The sequence below is a fragment of the Thalassotalea sp. HSM 43 genome (genome assembly GCF_004752005.1).
Classification (GTDB): domain Bacteria; phylum Pseudomonadota; class Gammaproteobacteria; order Enterobacterales; family Alteromonadaceae; genus Thalassotalea_A.
Genome location: NZ_CP038493.1, coordinates 1,104,772 through 1,126,110 on the forward strand (window position 1 = coordinate 1,104,772; position 21,339 = coordinate 1,126,110).

At 43.9% G+C, this 21,339-nt stretch carries 20 protein-coding genes; 16 read left to right on the plus strand and 4 right to left on the minus strand.

The genetic code is table 11. From position 1 onward, the window contains the following. Position 1: 1 nt before the first annotated feature. The 6 genes from E2K93_RS04555 (at position 2) to E2K93_RS04580 (ending at position 4,907) form a co-directional block, all read left to right on the plus strand. Entirely contained in the window at positions 2-904 is a 903-nt protein-coding gene (locus E2K93_RS04555; protein ID WP_135437959.1) for a DUF350 domain-containing protein, read from the plus strand. 43 nt (positions 905-947) lie between these two features. Beyond that, positions 948-2,657 carry a polyamine aminopropyltransferase gene (locus E2K93_RS04560; protein WP_135440404.1) on the plus strand — a complete coding sequence of 570 codons (1,710 nt, stop codon included), beginning with the start codon at positions 948-950 and terminating at the stop codon, positions 2,655-2,657. Between the two features lie 120 nt (positions 2,658-2,777). Then, positions 2,778-3,191: a YjfI family protein gene (locus tag E2K93_RS04565; protein ID WP_135437960.1), complete on the plus strand. Its 414-nt coding sequence runs from the start codon at positions 2,778-2,780 to the stop codon at positions 3,189-3,191. 17 nt (positions 3,192-3,208) lie between these two features. Next, positions 3,209-3,898, plus strand: coding sequence for a PspA/IM30 family protein (locus tag E2K93_RS04570; protein ID WP_135437961.1), 690 nt, complete (start codon positions 3,209-3,211; stop codon positions 3,896-3,898). Between the two features lie 48 nt (positions 3,899-3,946). After that, the gene (locus E2K93_RS04575; RefSeq protein ID WP_135437962.1) at positions 3,947-4,582 is read left to right on the plus strand and encodes a DUF4178 domain-containing protein; all 636 of its coding nucleotides are present in this window, start codon (positions 3,947-3,949) and stop codon (positions 4,580-4,582) included. Between the two features lies 1 nt (position 4,583). After that, positions 4,584-4,907: a hypothetical protein gene (locus tag E2K93_RS04580; protein ID WP_135437963.1), complete on the plus strand. Its 324-nt coding sequence runs from the start codon at positions 4,584-4,586 to the stop codon at positions 4,905-4,907. A gap of 17 nt (positions 4,908-4,924) precedes the next feature. On the opposite strand, the gene E2K93_RS04585 is transcribed toward E2K93_RS04580, so the two are convergent. Next, positions 4,925-6,472: an inorganic triphosphatase gene (locus tag E2K93_RS04585; RefSeq protein WP_135437964.1), complete on the minus strand. Its 1,548-nt coding sequence runs from the start codon at positions 6,470-6,472 to the stop codon at positions 4,925-4,927. A 236-nt stretch (positions 6,473-6,708) separates the two neighbouring features. Here E2K93_RS04585 and E2K93_RS04590 point away from each other — a divergent pair, with 236 nt between their 5' ends. The 6 genes from E2K93_RS04590 (at position 6,709) to E2K93_RS04615 (ending at position 12,879) form a co-directional block, all read left to right on the plus strand. Continuing rightward, a complete protein-coding gene (locus tag E2K93_RS04590; RefSeq protein WP_135437965.1) occupies positions 6,709-7,752 on the plus strand; it encodes an NAD-dependent epimerase in 1,044 nt (347 codons plus the stop codon). A 32-nt stretch (positions 7,753-7,784) separates the two neighbouring features. Further along, positions 7,785-8,837 carry a CDP-glycerol glycerophosphotransferase family protein gene (locus E2K93_RS04595; RefSeq protein ID WP_135437966.1) on the plus strand — a complete coding sequence of 351 codons (1,053 nt, stop codon included), beginning with the start codon at positions 7,785-7,787 and terminating at the stop codon, positions 8,835-8,837. Between the two features lie 153 nt (positions 8,838-8,990). Then, positions 8,991-9,587: a TIGR04211 family SH3 domain-containing protein gene (locus E2K93_RS04600; protein WP_135437967.1), complete on the plus strand. Its 597-nt coding sequence runs from the start codon at positions 8,991-8,993 to the stop codon at positions 9,585-9,587. 9 nt (positions 9,588-9,596) lie between these two features. After that, entirely contained in the window at positions 9,597-10,658 is a 1,062-nt protein-coding gene (locus E2K93_RS04605; RefSeq protein ID WP_135437968.1) for a CDP-glycerol glycerophosphotransferase family protein, read from the plus strand. 108 nt (positions 10,659-10,766) lie between these two features. Then, a complete protein-coding gene (locus tag E2K93_RS04610; RefSeq protein ID WP_135437969.1) occupies positions 10,767-11,192 on the plus strand; it encodes an adenylyltransferase/cytidyltransferase family protein in 426 nt (141 codons plus the stop codon). 148 nt (positions 11,193-11,340) lie between these two features. Further along, positions 11,341-12,879, plus strand: a complete 1,539-nt coding sequence (locus tag E2K93_RS04615; protein WP_135437970.1) for a capsule assembly Wzi family protein — start codon at positions 11,341-11,343, stop codon at positions 12,877-12,879. A gap of 70 nt (positions 12,880-12,949) precedes the next feature. Here E2K93_RS04615 and E2K93_RS04620 read toward each other — a convergent pair whose 3' ends face one another. Next, the gene (locus E2K93_RS04620) at positions 12,950-14,140 is read right to left on the minus strand and encodes a CDP-glycerol glycerophosphotransferase family protein (RefSeq protein WP_135437971.1); all 1,191 of its coding nucleotides are present in this window, start codon (positions 14,138-14,140) and stop codon (positions 12,950-12,952) included. 4 nt (positions 14,141-14,144) lie between these two features. Continuing rightward, positions 14,145-15,179, minus strand: a complete 1,035-nt coding sequence (locus E2K93_RS04625) for a CDP-glycerol glycerophosphotransferase family protein (protein WP_135437972.1) — start codon at positions 15,177-15,179, stop codon at positions 14,145-14,147. Positions 15,180-15,556: 377 nt separating this feature from the next. Between E2K93_RS04625 and leuA the strand changes: the two genes are divergently transcribed. Genes leuA through leuD form a run of 4 tightly spaced genes read left to right on the plus strand, consistent with a single transcriptional unit; the run spans position 15,557 to position 20,231 of the window. Then, positions 15,557-17,122 carry a 2-isopropylmalate synthase gene (gene leuA, locus E2K93_RS04630; protein WP_135437973.1) on the plus strand — a complete coding sequence of 522 codons (1,566 nt, stop codon included), beginning with the start codon at positions 15,557-15,559 and terminating at the stop codon, positions 17,120-17,122. 5 nt (positions 17,123-17,127) lie between these two features. After that, positions 17,128-18,207, plus strand: coding sequence for a 3-isopropylmalate dehydrogenase (leuB, locus tag E2K93_RS04635; RefSeq protein WP_135437974.1), 1,080 nt, complete (start codon positions 17,128-17,130; stop codon positions 18,205-18,207). A gap of 23 nt (positions 18,208-18,230) precedes the next feature. Further along, on the plus strand, positions 18,231-19,625 hold the full coding sequence (leuC, locus tag E2K93_RS04640; protein ID WP_189637850.1) for a 3-isopropylmalate dehydratase large subunit: 1,395 nt from the start codon (positions 18,231-18,233) through the stop codon (positions 19,623-19,625). A gap of 9 nt (positions 19,626-19,634) precedes the next feature. Then, positions 19,635-20,231, plus strand: a complete 597-nt coding sequence (leuD, locus tag E2K93_RS04645; protein WP_135437976.1) for a 3-isopropylmalate dehydratase small subunit — start codon at positions 19,635-19,637, stop codon at positions 20,229-20,231. 148 nt (positions 20,232-20,379) lie between these two features. On the opposite strand, the gene E2K93_RS04650 is transcribed toward leuD, so the two are convergent. Further along, on the minus strand, positions 20,380-21,339 hold the full coding sequence (locus E2K93_RS04650; protein WP_135437977.1) for a general secretion pathway protein GspB: 960 nt from the start codon (positions 21,337-21,339) through the stop codon (positions 20,380-20,382).

The following is a 21,339-nucleotide window of genomic DNA, read 5'->3' on the forward strand; positions in this document are numbered from 1 at the left end:
AATGAGTAACTTATTTAATATCACAGCGATTAATCAGGAAATCCTGATCTTTTTAGCCATCGACGTTGCTGTGGCGATTGTGCTGTTAACCGCCATGCGTTTTATTTCTGGTGTGTCGGCAAAAGTAAATACCAAAGACGAACTCGCTAAAGAAGATAACTTCGCGTTTGGTATTTCCGTTGCAGGCTCTATTGCCGCACTGGGTATCGTTCTCTCTGGCGCCATCACCGGCGAAAGCGCACCAAGCTACCAGCTTGAAGCGATTGGCATGTTTGCTTACGGTTTATTCGGTTTGTTGTTGATCAAACTGGGTCGATTTGTGCACGATAAACTGGCGCTAAACAAGCTCAATAAAATGGAGCAAATTCGCCAACGCAATATCACCGTCGGTATTGTCGATGCCGCCAGTGTCATCGCCACAGCTATCGTTATTCGTGCCGTGCTGATATGGGTAGATGGTTTAAGCATCTACACTTTTGTTGCCATTTTCAGTGGTTTTATCGTATCCCAAGTTATGCTGGTACTGGTTACTCGAATTCGTGAAACCCATTATGCGAGAAACAATCAACACGATTCTATGCAAGAGGCCTTCGTTGACGGTCAAATAGCCTTAGCATTGCGTTACAGCGGCCAGATTATTTCAACCGCTCTAGCGGTTACAGCCGCCAGTTATTTTTTAATTTATAGCCCAGAAACCATCATTGAAAACCTGCTGGGTTGGTTGGTGTTTGGTATGGCAATGACGGTATTGGTGTCACTACTGACCGGTTTTGCTAAACGCATCATCTTATTTGGTATCAATAGGTTTGAAGAAGTCGATCAACAACACAATGTTGGTGTGGCAGCGATTGAAATGGCCATCAGCATCGCCATAGCGATGATCTTAACTGGTTTGATGGCATAGGCAGATATAACCTGTGAGCAACTCTTCAGGCATGTTGGCGGCGATGCAAAATCGTTTTGCGTCGCGGCTATTTTGGGACGATGTCCTGCTGATCCTAACCATGGCTGTCTTAGCCGGTTGCGGTCTGATTTACGAATATTTGTTGTCCCATTATGCGGGACGCGTACTGGGCATAATGGAAAGTACCATTTATGCCATGATAGGACTGATGATTGTCGCCATGGGTTTAGGCTCATTTGCGGCAAGAGCAATCAAAGATGCATTCCAAGGCTTTGTCGTATTGGAGTTGATCATTGGCTTGTTAGGCAGCGCCAGTATTCTTATTATCGCCAGCCTCATCGGTTTTACCCAAATACTGCCACAAACCATCAGTGAACTGCTGGCATTACCTAATGACGCAATGCCAAGCGGCGGTTTGTTTAAACAACTCACCGAGCTGGCGATGCAAACCCCCTACCTATTTGGTTTTGTCTTGGGTTTTTTCATTGGTATGGAAATTCCATTGGTCGCTCGTATCCGCGAACTACAACATAAGCAGCACCTTGCGCATAATTTTGGCACCATGTACGGCGCCGATTATATTGGTGCTGGTATTGGTGCGGCAATTTGGGTCACGGTGTTATTGGCCATCGATATTTCCGAAGCCGCGGCACTGACCGCTTCACTAAACCTGCTCGCGGGCACGGTATTTATTTATCGATTCTGGCACAAATTAAGATTTAAAAAGTTATTGGTTGGCTTTCATGTACTGCTGCTGATGCTGATCATTGTGATTCACCAATACGGTGGTCAGTGGCTTAATAATATGAGCAACTTATTGTTCTTAGACAAGGTGGCTCACAGTCAAAAAACTCGCTATCAGCAACTGACATTCACTGAACGCAATATGGGCGGTAGTGAACCGGTGATTAACTTTTATCTCAATGCGCGTTTGCAATTCTCATCAAGTGATGAGTTTATCTACCACAGCTATTTGGTCACCCCAACACTCGCCGGCTCAGCTCGCCAAGAAAAGATCCTGATTGTTGGTGGTGGTGATGGCTTGGCATTGCGTGAGGTCTTAAAATGGCCTGTTAAAGAGGTCACTTTGATCGATTTAGATAAACAACTGGTCGATATATTTAGCCAACCAGAGCAGCATTTAGACGCATCACTAGCAAAACGTATCGAACAGTTAACCCAGGGCAGCTTGCGCGACAAGCGCGTTAATGTGATCAATGACGATGCTTACTTGTACATCGATACACTGTTAACCAGCGGCGAGGTATTCGACGCCATCATTATTGATTTACCGGACCCGAGTCACCCGGATTTAAATAAATTATATTCGGTTAACTTTTACGCCCGAATCAAACAGCTGTTAGCGGGAGATGGTCTGATTACCATTCAATCGACCAGCCCATACCATGCGAAAAAGGCGTTTATCTCAATTGGTAAAACCGTTAAAGCGGCGGGATTTGCCAGCGTAGAACAATTGCATGATAACGTACCGAGCTTTGGTGAATGGGGTTGGACCATCGCCAGTAAGCAAGGCGCGTCGCCGCTGACTCGTTTACAGCAATTGCAGCAATTGCCCATAACTTCAGACTGGTTAAGCTTAGCCATGCTCGAAAGCGCGTTTATATTTCCTAAAAATTTCTACGCAGAAGCGGAACAGGTAAAAGTGAACTACTTAGGGTCGCATCAGGTCTACCAATATCATCAGCAAGCTTGGCAGTCGCAACAAGGTTTAAATAATGCCAGTTTGCAATAAGTGAACAAATGCAGTGTACAAATAGTTTAAAATTTTAATTGACATATTATGTCACCATGCTAAAGTTAGTATCGTTGACATATTATGTCGGACAGCAAAAAATGCAAAATGAGGATAATCATGAACATTCATAAGATTGCCGATCACCTAAACGGACTTGGAGATGACTCGCTTACCGGATTAGGCTTTGACTGCCAACCGATTAGCGGGGACGTTGATGTATTGCAAATCACCATCAATGGGCGTGAAGAGTTACCCGTTTTCTTGTCGGTCACTGAAGATCAAGTTTTATGCATCACCTACCTTTGGGGTGAAGACGAAGTAAAAGTAGAAAAACGAACTGAGATGTTAGAGGCAATGTTGGAAATGAGTATTCCAATGCCACTATCTTCATTTTCGAAGATTGCAGACAAGTACGTCATATTTGGCGCCCTGTCTATTTCATCGGCGTTTGCCGATATCGAGCACGAACTAGCAGTGCTAAGTAATAATGCCATCGAAGTTATCGATGATATGGATGAATTTTTGGTGTAAACCATAGCGGAGACATTATGAGTATTTTCAAAAAAATTATGACAGCAATTCGTGGCGGTGCTACGGAAATTGGCGAAGGCATTGTCGATGCCAATTCAACTCGTATTTTTGAACAAGAAATCCGCGATGCTGAAAATCACTTGACCAAAGCCAAGCGTGACCTAACGTCAGTTATGGCTCAGCAAATGGCAGCATCACGTGACGTAGACCGCATCAAGCGTGACATCAGCGAACATGAAGGTTACGCAACACAAGCATTGGAAAAAGGCAACGAACCATTAGCACTACAAGTTGCTGAGAAAATTGCCAATCTAGAAAATGAACTTACCACTCAGCAGCAAGCTTTAGATAGCTTTAGCACCAATGCTAATCGCTTAAAAGATTTGGTGAAGAAGTCTGAGCGTCAAGTTGCCGAATACAAGCGTCAGTTATCTATGGTGAAAACCACAGATAGCGTGCAAAAAGCAACGTCGGCGATTACCGACAACTTTGCCTCAAGCAACTCTAAGTTGTTAAACGCGAAGGACTCTCTAGAGCGCATTAAAGCGAAACAGCAAAAGTTTGATGATCAGTTGAAAGCGGCGGAAGTATTAGAAGCTGAAGATTCTGATAACTCACTTGAAGCGCAGCTTAAAGAAGCAGGTATCGGTAATCAAGATAACAGTGCTAACTCTGTACTTGACCGCATCAAAGCGAAACAAAAGTAGTCGTTTCAATGGCGCAGACTCCCACTGCGCCCTTTTTTTGAGGACACCATGAGTTTTTTAAAAAAGTTATTTGGTAAACCAGAACAGCAACGCAAGCTAAGCAGAGTCGATGATTTAAAGGTCGATGATATCTTTATCTTTGATGATTCTTTTGCCCTACCTGAACTATTGCGAGGCGCCCAGTTCTTGGTCAGCGCCGTCAACAGTTATGAATATGAACATCATACTGAAACCGAATGGGTATTGATCGATGACCGCAATACACAAATCTATTTGTCTTTGTACAAAGACGATGAAACTTATTTAAAAATCTCCCTCAAGCTTACTGACGACGATGTCGCTGAACTGTTTGACCTTGACCAATTTGCAAACATTTTTGAGCAAGGTGAAACCATCATCGACAAGCACGGTGACACGCCGGTCGGTGACGGTTGGTCGAGTGACTCATATCGCCAATATACTTTTGCTAAAGTGGGTTATTTTCACCGCAAAGACCATCGCAGTGAGCAAATAAGCGAATACCAAGGCAAAGATCAAGGAGAGCGTTTTGAGCTGTATCAGCTAGAAGGTTCTGATGATCGATTTGGTATGGATTTGGAAGTTTGGGACGATGGTGATACCGATGTCTTTTTACATATGTATCGTCCATTAACCGATATCAAGGATATGTATCCAGGAAGCTAATATGAATAATCGTAAAATTCCTGACAAGTGGCAATCCAATGTTAAGGCCGTGAAAGCGGTTCAAGTTGCCTTTGATATGGATGAGAAAGTTCAAAAAGAGATCCGCAAAGCGGCGGTCGAAGCAGGCCTTAGCCCGTCCGATCAAATTCGTCAGATTCTTGGCCTGAGTGTCCACAAAAAACCTAAACGACCACGGCTTACCGTATCCTTGAGTCCTGATGACTATCAAGCTTTAGGTGAAAAATACGGTATCGACGCCGAGCAACAACTCGAAATTAAACGACGTTTAATGGACGAGCTAATCGAATTTGTTAACGACGATTAATTTGAAGCTTAAGCTAATTACTTAAGCCAATATGGTGATGCGACAAACGCCGCCCTACGGGTGTGTTCCAGTGCCAACAACAAGCTTTCCACTTTATCATCTATCCAAGCAACCAGTTTCGCTGGTGGCTTTTGTTCTCGTTGTTGCAAATAATGCTTGAGAAAATATAAGGTTTCCAACTCATCAATACCATGGTGAATATCTAGCCAAGGCCCACGAAATTGACGCCGTTCGTCTTTGTTGTATAACCGGCCAAACCAACTTCCGGTCAACAAACTGTATACGACTTTTTGATGATGATTAATATAATCCGTGGTTGAAAAGGCTTTCTCGGCAGGCATGTTTTGCTGCAAAGTATCGAGGCTAATCGACAACCAACTCGGTGCCAGATCCATTAGTTTGGTGTCAATTGATTCGCTATGTATATCGGCAATGGCAAATTGCAACATGGTTAACTGCAGCATATTAAATCGTTCACTTAGCATCAGTGACTTAATTTCCTGCATGTTCATCAATTCATGACGCTGCTCTTTTAACGTTGCCAGTAACTCTTCGTTCTTTTCAATCTTTTTACGATAACTGCCTTTGCGCTTGGTCAGCTCTTTAATTTGCGTTGCGGTTTTAACCCAAGATAATTCCGTTAAAACGGTTTTAATTTGCTGTCGTAATTGCTCACTCTGCTGGGTAGGCAAATAATCTCTATATAGCCAAATACCATGACGGGTAAGCGCTAATGTGTCGCTGATATCTTTTAAGGTATAAAGGTGTGGCTCTTCCAAAAACTCACTGACAAGACGCTGTACATGCACCAGGCATTGCTGCATGCCGACTTGAAACGATTCAGGAATAGACAAATTTTTATCTAAATCAATGCGTAAATTTTTGGTTTGCGTATCAAATAGAGTCGGCGCGGGTTCGCTGTTATCTGGAGCGGCCTGTTGACGTTGATAAATACCTGATAGCTGATATCCTCGTGCCGCCTTGCTCTGCGTGCCGGGTCGCATATTGAATTTAGCAAATAAATGTTGTGCCAATTCAAACAGCTGCTGCGGATCACCGCTGAGTAATTCCAATTCTATTTCATAAATATCACGATAACGCTCGCCACTGCTTATTTCACCTTGATCAAACACCAGCTCGATTTCACTGCCATCAGGGCAATGTATATGGAAAAAGTGACGTGAGAAGTTGGTGGTAAATAACGGCACTAAGTCGTTGGCGACACTATTGATTGATAAAGCCTCAGGCCAAATATCGTCGGCAAATAAGCTTAAGTTTGGTCGTTCGGCATCAATACTGACATTATATTCTGGGCGTTTATGTAAACCGCCAATCACCTGCCCTGCTAATTTTACTGTTTGTTCTTTACTGCCATCATCGAAAGTTCGAATACGCAAGCCAATATCTTGGCGTCTAAGCGCTAAATCAGGGGTATCAAAATAGGTGTTATTTAACCGTTTCTGGCCTTCAGAAAATGTTAGGTTGTGCTGGGTCAGCAAATTGGCAAGTTTTTGCGCAACATCAGTATCTTCTAGCAGATACTTGAGCTCAATTTCGATGTCCATCTAGGGCAGTAATGACTCTCGATAATAGGTAATTACCTAACAATACAAAAGCTTGACCAGGCTTTCAAATAAAACTTATTTATTTAAACTAGCTAAAGCTTATAAGTCATTATTTTATATGCATTTTACTTTTTCAGTTTTTGTCTTATGCTTTTTCTAACGGAACAACAATATGCTTTCCAAATACACTAATAATAAATGGGAACTTCTCGAGGCAGGAAACTTTAGGAGTGCTAATGAGATTTTTAGTTACCGGCGTTGCAGGGTTTATTGGTTACCATCTGGCGCTTAAACTTTGTCAGCTAGGTCATGAGGTGGTCGGTATTGATAACCTCAATGACTATTACAATGTCGCCCTCAAAAAAGCGCGCTTATATGACTTACAAACGCAATTGAGCAAGAAACAATTTTGTTTTGTCAAACTTGATCTTACCGATAAAGACGCGGTTTCACCGTTATTCCAAACACACAAATTCCAACGCGTGGTGCATCTCGCGGCACAAGCGGGTGTGCGTTACTCTTTAGATAACCCGTTTAGTTATGCAGACAATAATTTATACGGCCATTTAGCAATATTGGAAGGCTGTCGCCAACATAACATTGAGCACCTAGTGTTTGCTTCATCAAGCTCAGTGTATGGGCTAAATAACAAAACACCTTATGCCGTAAGCGATTGCGTTGACCACCCAGTTTCACTGTACGCGGCGACAAAAAAATCCAATGAGTTAATGGCCCATAGCTACGCTCACCTTTATGACTTAGCGACAACGGGTTTACGTTTTTTCACCGTCTATGGCCCTTGGGGTCGACCTGATATGGCGCTGTTTAAATTTACTGATGCCATCGTCAAAGGCAAACCTATCGACGTATTTAATTATGGCAATATGCGCCGCGACTTTACCTACATCGACGACATTATTGAAGGCATTGTTCGGATCCAAGATATTGTGCCGAGCAAAAACCCTAACTGGCAGGTCGAAACCGGCACCGCTGCTGAGTCTTCGGCGCCATACAAACTATACAATATAGGTAATGGCCAACCGATCAACGTTACTGATTTTATTGACGCTCTAGAGCAGCGACTTGGCATCAAAGCCATTAAAAATATGTTGCCAATGCAATCAGGTGATGTCTATCAAACCTTTGCTGATAGCGATGATTTGTTCGCCATCACGGGCTTTAAACCAATGACCGATATCGCTACAGGTATTTGTCGCTTTGTTAATTGGTACCAAGATTATTATCAGCTCACCGATCATGACAAGCGCAACCAAGGCTAGCTTAACAACAATAACAACATAAGGAGTTACCAGTGGTACTGAGCTATTACCTAATCAAAATCCCCTATTCAATAACTTGGTCGGTGCTGAATATGCTCGGTAAAACCGACGATGTAATGCTGTATTGTGCCAACACCCTTGATTACCACATTTTCAGTGAAGTACAACGCCACCTGCCAAAGGTTTCGGTATTAGCAAAAAATAAAAAGGTGCAGCAACAATTACGCGATATTGGCGTTGAGGCAAAAGTATATCCAGCCTTTCCAAAGGCAGTGATTATGTGTCGTCAGGCTGGCTACAAGTTCCCGACCAGCAAGATAACTAAAATAGGCATGCGCCACGGCCCGTATACCTTTAAACCGTTTGCCAACGCCAAGGGTTATAACTTGCTCGATTATTTCTATATGACCAGCGAGGATGAAGTTGAGCGTGCCCAAAAAGCCGGTATACGATGCGGTGTCGCTAAAGGCTACCCAAAATTAGACCCCGCTTTAAATGGCCAACATGACAGCGACTTTAAGCAACAACTCAAGCAGCGCATCGGCTTTGATAACGACAAACCGACGATTTTGTTTACCGCGACTTGGGACAAATCTATGGTATCAGCAATAAAGCTTTGGTTTGATCAATTGGATGCATTCACCGAACTCTACAATGTATTGGTTACCGTGCACCCTTGGACCAGTGATACCATCAAAAAACGCATTAAATCCTACGCTGACGTATTTTTTATCGATAGCCCAGATGTTGTTCCTTATATCGGTATTAGCGATGTCTGCATTGGCGATACAAGCTCTATACTGGCGGAATGCTGTGCCTTGAACAAACCTATGGTGACCTTCAAAGTCGCAGACGGCAAACGTACCGTACCTCACGTCAAAGAATTGATTGCTCATTTTAGCATTCAGATAGAGCGTATTGATGAGCTCGCCGATGCCATCGAACAGGCGCTATGCGATCCACCGTCATTACAACAAGGTCGACAAACAGCAAACCAAATTATGTTTGATCTATTGGACGGCAAGGCAGGTCTTCGCACTGCTGAGCACATAAAACAAGTTGTCCCCTATTTGACAGAAGATTAAATCAAAACAAACAATTTTTGCACAATTTATAAACAACTGTTTATTTTTATCGAAACTTCCCCGCTTAATCAGGGTCTATTTAGCTGTACATCTTGCCATCACTGTTACAAACACCTAGTATTTGTAGCAACTAATTGTTACAACGAAAGCCCAATGAAGTTATTACGTTTATTTTTAAGTCTGATGATCTTGTCTGTACCATTTGCGTCAGTCGCACAGCAACAAAACGATGGTAAAACAGCCTACATCAGTGACGAGTTATTTATTTATTTTCACTCAGGTCCTGGTACTCAGTACCGCATTCTGGGAAGCATGGACGCCGGTGAAGAAGTTACCTTAATCGGTGGCGTCCAAAACGGTTACCAACAACTGGTTGATAGTAAAAACCGTAACGGTTGGGTTGATGCTAAATACGTATCAAACTCACCTGGATTAAAAGTTGTCGTGTCTGAACTTAACGGTGATTTAGCCGAGCAAGTCAGCACCAACAACACCTTGGAGTCGCAGCTTAGCGAAGCCAACGGCAAAATTAATGAACTGCAAACGAGTTTTAATCAATTGCAAAAGCAACATGATGTGGTAACTCAACAGTATCAAACCGCAGCAGAAGCGTTAGATAACAAAGAACTGAACATCATGTTGACTTGGTTTATCTACGGCGGTGGTGTTATGGCCATCGGTATTATTATGGGTCTTATCATCCCTAGATTTGCTGCTCGTCGTCGCAGTAACTATTCATCTTGGGGCTAACCTCCCAGCATGAAGGTATTTTTTGACGTACTGCACCTTTATTATTTACCACAATACATTCCGGTACATAAAGAACTGAGCCTACGTGGCATCGAAACTCATTTTGTGTTTTATCACGGCATCTTTGATGACGTGATAAAACAGATCATAGCCAAAGAGCAACTCAGTGTGCATTGGCTTGATAGCGATAAGCAGGCGAGAGATTACTACCTGCAACACAAGCCAAATTGGATCTTTTTTGCCAACGCCTTTAAGTATTTAGATGACGTGCACCAAGTAAGCAAATCAGCTCAACTTGGTCATGGCATCGGCCCAAAAGCCAGTTACTACACCAAATCGGATACCGCGATGACGGTGCGCTTTGTTGAAGGTGAATACCGTTGTTCAAGATTGCGTGAGATGTACCCAAATGATGAGTTCGTTGACGTCGGTTTTTGCAAACTGGATCCTATCATCAATGGTCAACAACCAGGCTTTGATATGCAGGCCCTCGGTCTGGATAATAACAAACCGACACTGACGTACGCGCCGACATTCTACCCAAGCTCAATTGAAAAGTTTGCCAAAAATTGGCCAGATGATTTTAAGCAATACAATATTTTGCTTAAACCGCACTACTTTTCCATCGCCAAAGAAAAGTACCGCAAGCAAAAGCGGCTACTAGAGCACTGGGCAACGTTTGATAACGTGTACTTGGCAAAGGTTGAAGACTACTCATTAGTGCCATTTTTGGCGAGCTCAGACATACTGATCAGCGATGCGTCTTCAGCGTTATTTGAATTTGCCGCCTTAAATAAACCTGTGGTTTGGTGCGACTTCTTAAAGTTGCGTAAAAGTTACAGTGGTCCTTTGAAGTTTCGCTTTAATAAACGCATGGACCAAGATTACGGCGAGTACGCCAACATTGCCGTACACGCTAAAGATTACAAGCATTTACAGCAACTTGTTGAACAGCAATATCAACACCCTGAGCAACTGCAAGAGGTGCGCCTGAGTATGTCAGAAAAGCTAGCAGGTACGCTCGATGGTAAAGCCAGTCAACGTATTGTTGACTATTTATGCCAAGATTAAGGCTGCTGTTAAAACGCCAATAAGTTGTGTAAACTGCGTGGCAAAGAATAGAGCTATACTAAGTCACACCAGTATCAGCGACAAAAATAGATTAGAAAAGGCAATATCATGAAAAAGATCGGTTATACCACCGGCGTTTTTGACATGTTTCATATCGGTCACTTGAACGTATTGAAACGTGCAAAATTAGAATGTGACTACCTGATTGTGGGTGTTACCAGCGATGAACTTTGTATGTCGGCGAAAAATAAACAGCCGATCATTCCATTCCAAGAGCGCATGGAAATCGTTGAGAACATCAAGTTTGTTGACGAAGTTGTACCGCAAATGAACTATGACAAAATGGAAGCGTGGAACAACTATAAGTTCGATCGTATGTTCGTTGGTGATGACTGGAAAGGCACCGACAAGTGGAACAAAATCGAACAAGAATTTGCCAAGTTAGGCTGTGAAATTGTTTACTTCCCGTATACGTCACACACTTCAAGTACCAAACTGCGTAACGTTTTAGATAAGATCTACAACGAAGAATAGCAACACGGTTACCGTCTTTATCGACAACAACGTAATACTCAAAACCGCATCTATCTAGGTGCGGTTTTCATTTAGCTGCTTGTATTTTAAGTACTTCCTCTTATACTTTTAAGCTGAAAAGCATAGCAAACTGATAATAAGAAACTTAATGAAACACTCCTTCAAAACAGCGACATTGGCTGCACTTACTGGCTTGGCTTTTCACGGCAGCGTGCTTGCCGAACCCTGGATAGATACCTCAAACATTTACCTTAGAGCAGATTTGCAATTGCTGGCCGATAAAGGCCACCTTAATATACCGCTGACCACATTCCCGATAATGTGGGCCGATGTCGGTCGTGTTTTTAAGCAAATACAGCCAGAGCAGCTTGATGAAGAAAGCAAAAACGCCTATTGGCATATTGCCCAACACATGCGTCGAGCTGGCCGAGACCAACATTATGTTGAGATGAACTTTGCCAGTAATGATCGACGCTACACCAGTTTTGGCGAAGAATATCGAGATGACAATAATGCCCAAGGTACGCTCACTTACATGGGCGAGCGATTAGCCGCGCGATTATCAGTAACCGTGGTAAACGATCCCGAAGACGATGAAGAAGCGCGCATTGATGACAGCTATATCGCCGCGTTTTGGGGTAATTGGGTCTTTAGTGCTGGCGCATACAGCCGCTGGTGGGGTCCCGGCTGGGATACCAACCTAGCCTTAACCAACAACGCTCGACCAATGCCCGGTTTGGCCATCACCCGCAAAACCTCTGAACCGTTCAAGTTTCCTTTCACCGAATGGCATATCCCTTGGACGGCGACAACCTTTATGAATCAATTTGAAGATGATCGTCACGTACCAAACACCTTGTTGTGGGGCTTTCGTATGACCATCAAGCCTATGCCAAACCTAGAGCTCGGAGTTACACGTTTAGCACAATGGGCAGGTGATGATAGACCGAGTGATTTAAGCACTTTTTGGGACGTGCTTAAAGGCGACGACAACTGTGTATTGTCAGCCGCTGAGTGTGAGAAGCAAGGTCTCGAGCCTGGCAACCAACTCGCCGGCGCGGATTTACGCTATAGCAATGTATTATTTGATCTCCCATTTTCAATCTATACCCAGGTTATCGGCGAAGATGGCAACAGCAAAAACAGCGGCTTAATCGGTCAGAAAGTATGGACTCATGGTATCGATACGCAATTTCGCGCCCTAGATCATTACTGGCGTGCCTACCTCGAATATACCGACAGCTATACCGACTGTACACCTGCGAGTTTAGGCGAAGAAGACAGCCGTTATGGGGTTGGCGACTGTCTATATGAGCATCATATTTATCGCAGCGGCATGCGCTATGAGCGCCGTGTGCTTGGTAATCTCTATGAAAATGACGCTGAAACCTATGTCTTGGGTTTTATCTCGCAATTGAACGAGTTATCCAGTTGGGAAGTCAAATTCAGATATCTTGATTTAAACTATGACAATAGTGATTGGTACCCAAACAACCCAGACTTAGGCAATACCTTAACTAAGATTAACGAAGAAGTGTTGATGGTCAGCGTTAAGTATCAATTGCGACAGGGGCATTTTAAATACACCATAGGCGGCGACTATAGCCAGTCGAGCTTTATTGAACCGGGTGTCGATGACAGCTCAAAGCCTAATATCTACTTTAATGTCGAGTACAATTTAAAATAACCCGTCCGACTTAAGCTACCTTGAACGAGTTAAGCAAAGACAAAAAATAAGGGCCCTTTAGGCCCTTGTTTTATTCTAAGCCTTCCAGCTTATCTATTTTGCGTTTAAGCACCAATTGCAAATACATATTGCGTCTAAAATGGCGCCATGCACTATCACGAATAAAGGTTTTGTATGGCACATCTTGGTATTCCTGCAGCAAATCCTCAATCGCTTCGGCTTGACGATCCGTGGCATGACCATCAGGCTGAAAAATCGAATAATGAAAAATCTCATTGCGCTTTTGCTGGTGAATATCAGCGGCCAAATTTTGCCTTAATATCGGTTCAATATCTGCGGCGCTGTACAACACATCGCCAGCCTGCCATGCAAAGGTATTTGACGATATATCATCACTTGGCTTGTAGTGCTCAGGTGCTGGGTTCGCGTAGACAATTGGTCGGTCAAAGTGGAACCACTCGTAACAGGCCGATGAGATATCAGAAATCATCACATCCGATTGATCCATATATTGTAAGATGTTATCGGCATATAGGATCTTAATTCGATGTTCGAGATTATGCTGTTTAACATAGTCTTCCATCTGTTGGTTTACCGAGTCTGCCCCGCCTTGAACAAGTGCATGAAATTTAACAATTAAATTGATGTCTTCAGGCATGTTTTTGACCAAATCTAGGCCCCATAATGGCAAAGAACTTTCGCCATGCAATGAGAACCTATGGCCTTTTGCGCCATCTTTTGCTTCGGACACCCATGTTGGTGCATACAACACGGTTGGCTTTCCATTATCAAACAATGGGGTGTAATCTAACGACGCATCAATTAGCGGATCAAATTTAGGGTACCCAATAACCTCATAGCGTTTAATGTGCTCGACTAGATCAACCTTGGCGACTTTATCGACGGACTTCTGTCCAGGAAACAAAACCAAGTCATACATCGAAATATAGGCATTTTCTAAATAACGTTTATCCGATAAGCCGCCATGAAAAATTTCCACACTCAAACCAAAGTTCAGTGTTTTAAACATAGGGTAAACCACAGCGCGCATCTTGTGCTTTTTTAAAAACGCGCGGGCTTTATTGCGATTACGAATGTAATAAGTACGTTCGCCAATCTCAGGATATTTTTCTTTGATGTAGTTAAGAATATCTTTGCCACGCACAATTACCGGACCAGGCAACCGCTGTTGTAAGCGGTACACGGGCGGAAAATGCTGAATATTGTTATTTACGTAGTAAGCAACTTTGCAGTCAAACATGGCCTTATTTCCAACGGTAATATTTTAGTTTCTTGCGCATCTTCAAACGGCGCACCAAATTAAGAGGTTTGCTTTTTAAATGGCCTGTACCCCGGGCAATTAAGTCATCTATGGCGTTAACAACACGCTCACTTGATTGACCGTCTCGGTATGGGTGGATAGCATCACAATGCTGTTCAATGTTCTGTAATAGCTGTTGTTCGGCACTAAGAGCATAGCTCAATTGCTGCTCTAATTGCTCTGCTTCGGAAAAATTGATCATCCAAGATTCCGGGCGTCGATTTTTATAGGCGACAACGGGTTTATTTTGTAGTGCAAACTCCGCCAATATCGACGATGTATCCGACAACAAAACGTCGGAGGCTTGTAATAACGGAATCAAATTGCCGGTTTCTAAAAAGCGTAAATTGTCACTTTCCAACGCTTTAAACATGGCAATTTCTTCTGCGGTCGCTTTAGGATGTAATTTAACTATCCAATGCCATTCTTTATTGACACTAAGATGTTTGATTTGTTCATACAAATCATAGGTACTGGTCAGTTTTGGCGAGAACGTTGGACCATAAAATATCAAGGGTTTGTCGCTGCGATAGCTTTGCGTATCGGCATGCTCAGTAAACAAGGGATCAAGCTTTGCCCAACCGGTTTCAACCACTTCGCAGGTGCCGTCATTAATTGCATTAAAGGCTTCGGTAATATTTGGCCCTTGAGTACAGTACAAATCAAAAAAACCGCGAATATTAAACTTATTTTTCTTGCCCGAATCAAAGCCATGAAACACTTGCACTTTGACTCCTGGGAAAAAATCAGGGATATAGTTACCCGGTGCGAGTACCGCATCGCTGTTATATTGTTTGACCGCTTTCATGTCGAGTAAGCGATTATCTGCCGCGTCAATAAAGGCTTCCGCTTCTGCGCCATCGGGTATAAACCACGCCACTTGATGACCGCGTTTTTGCAATTCTTGTTCGATCGGTCTTAAGACACTAAATGAGTAAGATAAAGTGACATAGAACAAATATTTGTTGTTGGTGGTCAAATTACCCCCAAAAGCTTATGAATTTGAATGTGTTAAGTGTATCACAGGGTCGCAACTATGGAATCGTTGCCGACAACAAAAAACCGATATAGAGGTTTGTACTCAAAAACCAATATTTTTCGGTTGACAGCGTCTAGTAAAGGCTCTAATGTTAAGCAATAACGTGTTTTAGAATAAAAACCCTATTTTTATGAATAAGTATTTTAGTGCAACTTTATTACTGATTCTCCTGCTACCTTTTGGCCGCGGGCGTTTATTGGTGCATTAAAACAAACCAGTTAAACGAAAAAACCCGCACATAATACTGCGGGTTTTTTCGTTTAACGGCTTTAATTAACGTGAACAGCAATACCTCAAGATGAGTAAAGGACACAGCTATGAGTGATAACGTCATAATTTTTGATACCACCTTGCGCGATGGCGAACAGGCTTTGATCGCCAGTTTGTCGGTACACGAAAAGCTGCAAATCGCTCTAGCAATCGAGCGCTTAGGGGTCGACATCATGGAAGTTGGTTTTCCGGTCTCGTCACCTGGCGATTTTGAATCGGTGCAAACCATTGCCAAAACCCTAACCACCTCTAGAGTGTGTGGCCTATCCAGAGCAGTAAAAGCCGATATTCAATCGTGCGCAGACGCCATGAGTGTTGCTGATGCATTCAGAATTCATACCTTTATCTCCACTTCAGACGTGCATGTACAACAAAAACTGCGCAAAGATTTTAGCGACGTGCGAGATATGGCTGTTGATGCGGTAAAGTTTGCCCGCCAATTTACCGACGATGTTGAATTTTCTTGTGAAGACGCTGGTCGTACACCAAAAGACAATCTATGCCGAATGGTCGAAGCTGCGATTGATGCCGGTGCGACCACGGTCAATATTCCCGATACGGTGGGTTACACCTTGCCACATGAATTTGGCGGTATTATTACCGACTTGTTCAATCGCGTACCGAATATCGACAAAGCGGTCATCTCTGTGCATTGTCACAATGATTTGGGCTTAAGCGTTGCCAACTCTGTCGCCGCTGTGCAAGCCGGCGCCAGACAAATTGAATGCACCATTAATGGTATCGGCGAACGCGCAGGTAATTGCTCTTTAGAAGAAGTGGCAATGATTTTAAAAACTCGCAACGATTTACTTGGCCTTAATACCCACATCAATCACAAAGAAATAGCCCGTACCTCAAAGTTGGTCAGCCAAATTTGTAATATGCCAGTACAGCCAAACAAAGCAATTGTCGGCAGTAATGCGTTTAGTCATTCCTCAGGGATTCATCAAGATGGTATGTTAAAACACGCCAATACCTATGAAATCATGACGCCGGAAAGCGTCGGCATCAGCAAAACCAAACTTAACTTAACATCGCGCAGTGGCCGGCATGTGATTAAACATCGGATGCAAGAGTTGGGTTATCAAGAAACGGATTTTAATTTAGAAGAGCTGTACCAAGATTTCTTAGCCTTGGCCGATAAAAAAGGCCAAGTGTTTGATGAAGATTTAGAAGCCTTGTTGTTTGATAAGCAACAGCGCGATCAAAGTGATGCATACAAAATCGAATACTTAAGTGTGCACTCTGGCAGTGGTGAGTTCGCCACCGCCAGTATTAAGATCCGTTGTAATGATGAGGTACAAACGCAAGCGGCGACAGGCAATGGCCCGGTCGATGCATTGTATAGAGCCATCAAACAAGCAGTCGACATCGAATTTGAAGTTTCGGATTACAAAATATCCAACAAAGGTGAAGGTGAAGACGGTCTAGGTCAAGCCGATTTGGTGGTCAATTACCAAGGTCGCAACTTTCATGGTTACGGCATTGAAACCGACGTCATTGAAGCGTCAGCGAAAGCGTTAATCAACGCCTTAAACAGTATTGCTCGAGCGCAAAAAGTCGCGTTTTTAAAGCAACAGGCACATCAACAACAGAAGATTCAAGGAGTTTAATTGAAATGGCAAAAATAGCAGTATTGGCAGGAGATGGTATTGGCCCAGAGGTCATGGTAGAAGCCAAAAAGGTACTCGATGCAGTCGCCAGTCGTTTTCAATTGAACCTGGAAATGGAAGATTTTGATGTCGGTGGTGCCGCCATCGACTTGCATGGCAACGCGCTACCTGAACAAACATTGCAAGGTTGTGAGCAAGCCGATGCCATCTTATTTGGCAGTGTCGGTGGACCTAAATGGGCGAGCCTTCCTCCGACCGAACAACCAGAGCGTTGTGCGTTATTGGGGCTGCGTGGGCATTTTGACTTATTTTGTAATATGCGCCCTGCGACATTGCAACCGGCACTGGCGTCTTTATCGACTCTACGTGGTGATATTTCCGCACCGGGTTTTGATGTGTTAGTGATACGCGAATTAACCGGCGATATCTATTTTGGCGAGCCTAAAGGTCGTAAAGGCAGCGGTGACGACGAAACCGGTTTTGATACCATGTTGTATTCTCGTCGCGAAATTAAACGCATTGCCCATTTAGCGTTTGACGCCGCCAGCAAACGTGACAACAAAGTCACATCCGTAGACAAAGCCAATGTTTTGGCCACCAGCCAATTATGGCGTCAAGTGGTTGAGGAAGTCGCCAGCGAATACCCGAATGTGCAATTAGAGCATATGTACGTTGATAATGCGGCGATGCAACTTGTGCGAGATCCAGAACAATTTGATGTGATGTTATGCCCTAACCTATTTGGCGATATCTTGTCGGATATCTGCGCCATGATCACCGGCTCAATGGGTATGCTACCGTCGGCGAGCTTAAATCAAGATAACTTTGGCATGTACGAACCTGCAGGCGGTTCAGCACCGGATATTGCCGGTCAAGGGGTTGCCAACCCAATCGCACAAATATTATCAGCGGCGTTGATGTTACGTTTCAGCCTAAATCAACCTGACGCTGCCGATGCCGTAGAAAGTGCCGTTGCCAAAGCCTTAAACGAAGGCATGTTAAGCGCCGACTTACTGGCCAGCGAATATCGCAGCAACGCTAAAACAACAGCCGAAATCGGCGATTTTATTGCCGCTAATATATAGTCGTAAAGGAGTTATACAACATCATGGCTACCACCTTGTATGAAAAGTTATGGCAGCGTCACTTAATTGAAGCTGTTCAAGGCGAAACACCGCTAATTTTTGTCGACCGTCATTTGGTACACGAAGTTACCTCACCGCAAGCGTTTGCAAACTTAGCGTTTCATAATCGCCCTGTGCACAGTCCGGCGCGAACCATTGCGACCATGGATCACAACATTTCCACGAAAAGCTGTGACATTGATGCCGCCGGTGAAAATGCTGCAAACCAGTTAAAGACGCTTGAGAAAAACTGTCAAGAATTTGGCATCGAGCTCTATGGTATGGGTCACAAGAACCAAGGTATCGTTCATGTTATTGGTCCTGAGCTTGGCCTAACGTTGCCAGGCCAAGTAATCGTATGTGGTGATTCGCATACCGCGACTCATGGCGCATTCGGTGCATTAGCATTTGGTATCGGTACCTCGGAAGTTGAGCATGTTTTAGCAACACAAACCTTGCGTCAAAACAAAGCCAAAACCATGAACATCCACGTTACCGGTGACGTTCAACACGGTATTACCGCCAAGGATATTATCTTAGCGATTATTGGCGCAGTTGGTCACGCTGGTGCAACAGGCTATGTGGTGGAATATACCGGCAAGGCGATTCGTGATTTAACCATGGAAGAGCGCATGACGGTATGTAATATGAGTATCGAATTTGGCGCCAAAGCGGGCTTAATAGCCCCTGACCAAACCACCTTTGATTACTTATGTGATAAAGAATTTGCCCCGAAAGGCGGTGTTTGGTTGGAAGCGGTTAATGATTGGCAAACATTGAAAACCGATGCCGATGCAACATTTGATCATGTTGTCACAATCGATGCTGCCAGCATTAAGCCGCAAGTTACCTGGGGCACAAACCCTGGCCAAGTTGCAGCGATTGATGATGTAGTGCCAGCACCGGAGCAATTTAGCGATCCGGTTGAGCGTGAATCTTGTGTTAACGCATTAAGCTATATGGATTTAACGCCAGGCACAAAAATCAGCGACATCAGTGTTAATAACGTCTTTATTGGCTCATGTACTAACTCTCGCATTGAAGATTTGCGAATTGCCGCCAAAGTTATTGCCGGAAAACAAGTCGCCAGCGGTGTCACCGCCATTGTCGTACCAGGCTCTTATCGAGTTAAGCAACAAGCAGAGCAAGAAGGACTGGCGCAAATATTCACTGCCGCGGGTTTTGAATGGCGCTTGCCAGGTTGCTCGATGTGTTTGGGTATGAACGATGACAAACTAAGCGAAGGTGATCGTTGTGCTTCAACCAGCAACCGTAACTTTGAAGGTCGTCAAGGACGTGGTGCTCGCACCCATCTTGTTAGCCCAGCGATGGCTGCAGCGGCTGCTGTTGCCGGTCATTTTACAGAAGTCAGTGTTTAGGAGTTAACAATGGATAAGTTTACAAGTCATACCGGTAAGGTTGTTGCATTGGATCGTGCCAATATTGACACCGACCAAATCATTCCAAAACAGTTTTTGCAAAAAACGACACGCACTGGTTTCGCCGAACATTTGTTCCATGACTGGCGCTATCTTGATTACCATGGTACCGAGCCGAACCCAGATTTTGTCTTAAACAAACCGGAAAGTACCGGCGCCAGCGTGTTATTGGCACGGGAAAACTTTGGTTGTGGCTCATCTCGTGAGCATGCGCCATGGGCGATTCAAGAGTTCGGCTTCAAAGCTGTTATAGCGCCGAGCTTTGCCGACATCTTTTTTGGCAACTGCATCAACATTGGTATGGTCCCTGTTGTGTTAGCCGCTGATGTTATAGATAGCTTATTTGCTGACTATCACCAATCTGAACTGCAATTGACCGTTGATTTAACCAGCATGACGGTAAAACACGGCAACAACCAATACCCGTTTAGCTTGACTGAATTTCAACGCTATTGCCTACAAAACGGTATTGACGCGGTTGGTTGGACTTTACAAAAGAAAGACAAGATCAAAGCCTATGAAGAAGCGCTACCCGCTTGGCAATAGCTTAATGTTCAAACCATAATCCGAAACAAAAAAAGAGAGCTTATACGCTCTCTTTTTTATTTTCATGTCTTTACCTAGGCACCGTGGCGGTAATGACAATTTGCCTAGACGTATGCTTAGACACCCTATCTAGCAGAGCCCTAGAGCCCTACCATGACGATAGCGCCTGCATACTAAAGCGCATGCCTTTGTACTGCATGATCACCAATTGTGGCTCGATACGCTCGATGGTGATGCCTTCTTGAGTAATATTACCGGTATAATAGTCTTTATCGTTGAGACGAACCCAGCTGGTGGCAGAATCTGAGGTATACATATGCAATGAAAACACCAGTTCCGGTAATTCATTATGCAGCCAACTAGGCATTTGCCCCAATGGTTTAACGCGTTCCACCGGCTTTTGTTCGGCGACCGGCTCTGCACCACTCTCCGCTGTCATCGTCTCATTCAACGCATTCTCGACCGCAGCCAATAATTTAGGGTCAACACCTTGCAACTCATCGGTATTTAGCGAGAACTTTGGCTCCTCAACTACAGGTTCAGGCTCAGCACGATTACTGTTTGCCTCTTGCGCTTGTTGGTTTTGTTTGTCTTGCAGAGCTAATAAAGATTTGATTTGCTGCTGCAATTGCTGATTTTGCGCTTGTTTTTCCGCGGCAATGCGATCGCTTTGCTGTTTTGCCAATAATGCTTGTTCAGTTCGTTTTTGTTCAACATTGGCAAGTCGTTGCTCACGCATTTGCTGATTAAACGCCGCGCCATCAATAAAATGTGCGTGCATTGGTTCATTAACATTAAGGCTAATCAACTCTTCGGGCTCAGCCGTTGTTGTTTGACTAAGTTGTTGCTCTAATAATTGGCGTTGTTGCGTTAATTGATAGGCTTGCATACCGCCCATAAAGAAATAACCGAGCGCCCCACTTAACACAATAGTCAGCATCACAAACAGTGGTGTTTGCCAGTTGACACCGTCGCTGTCTACTGCCGTTGCTTGCCCAGGTTGCTGCAACTCTTGCTGCAAGTCATCCGCTGCCAGCGATGGCACTGTATCTTGCTTATTGTCGGCTTGGTTATCGTTTTTTTGTAATGAGGATAAAATAAATGACAT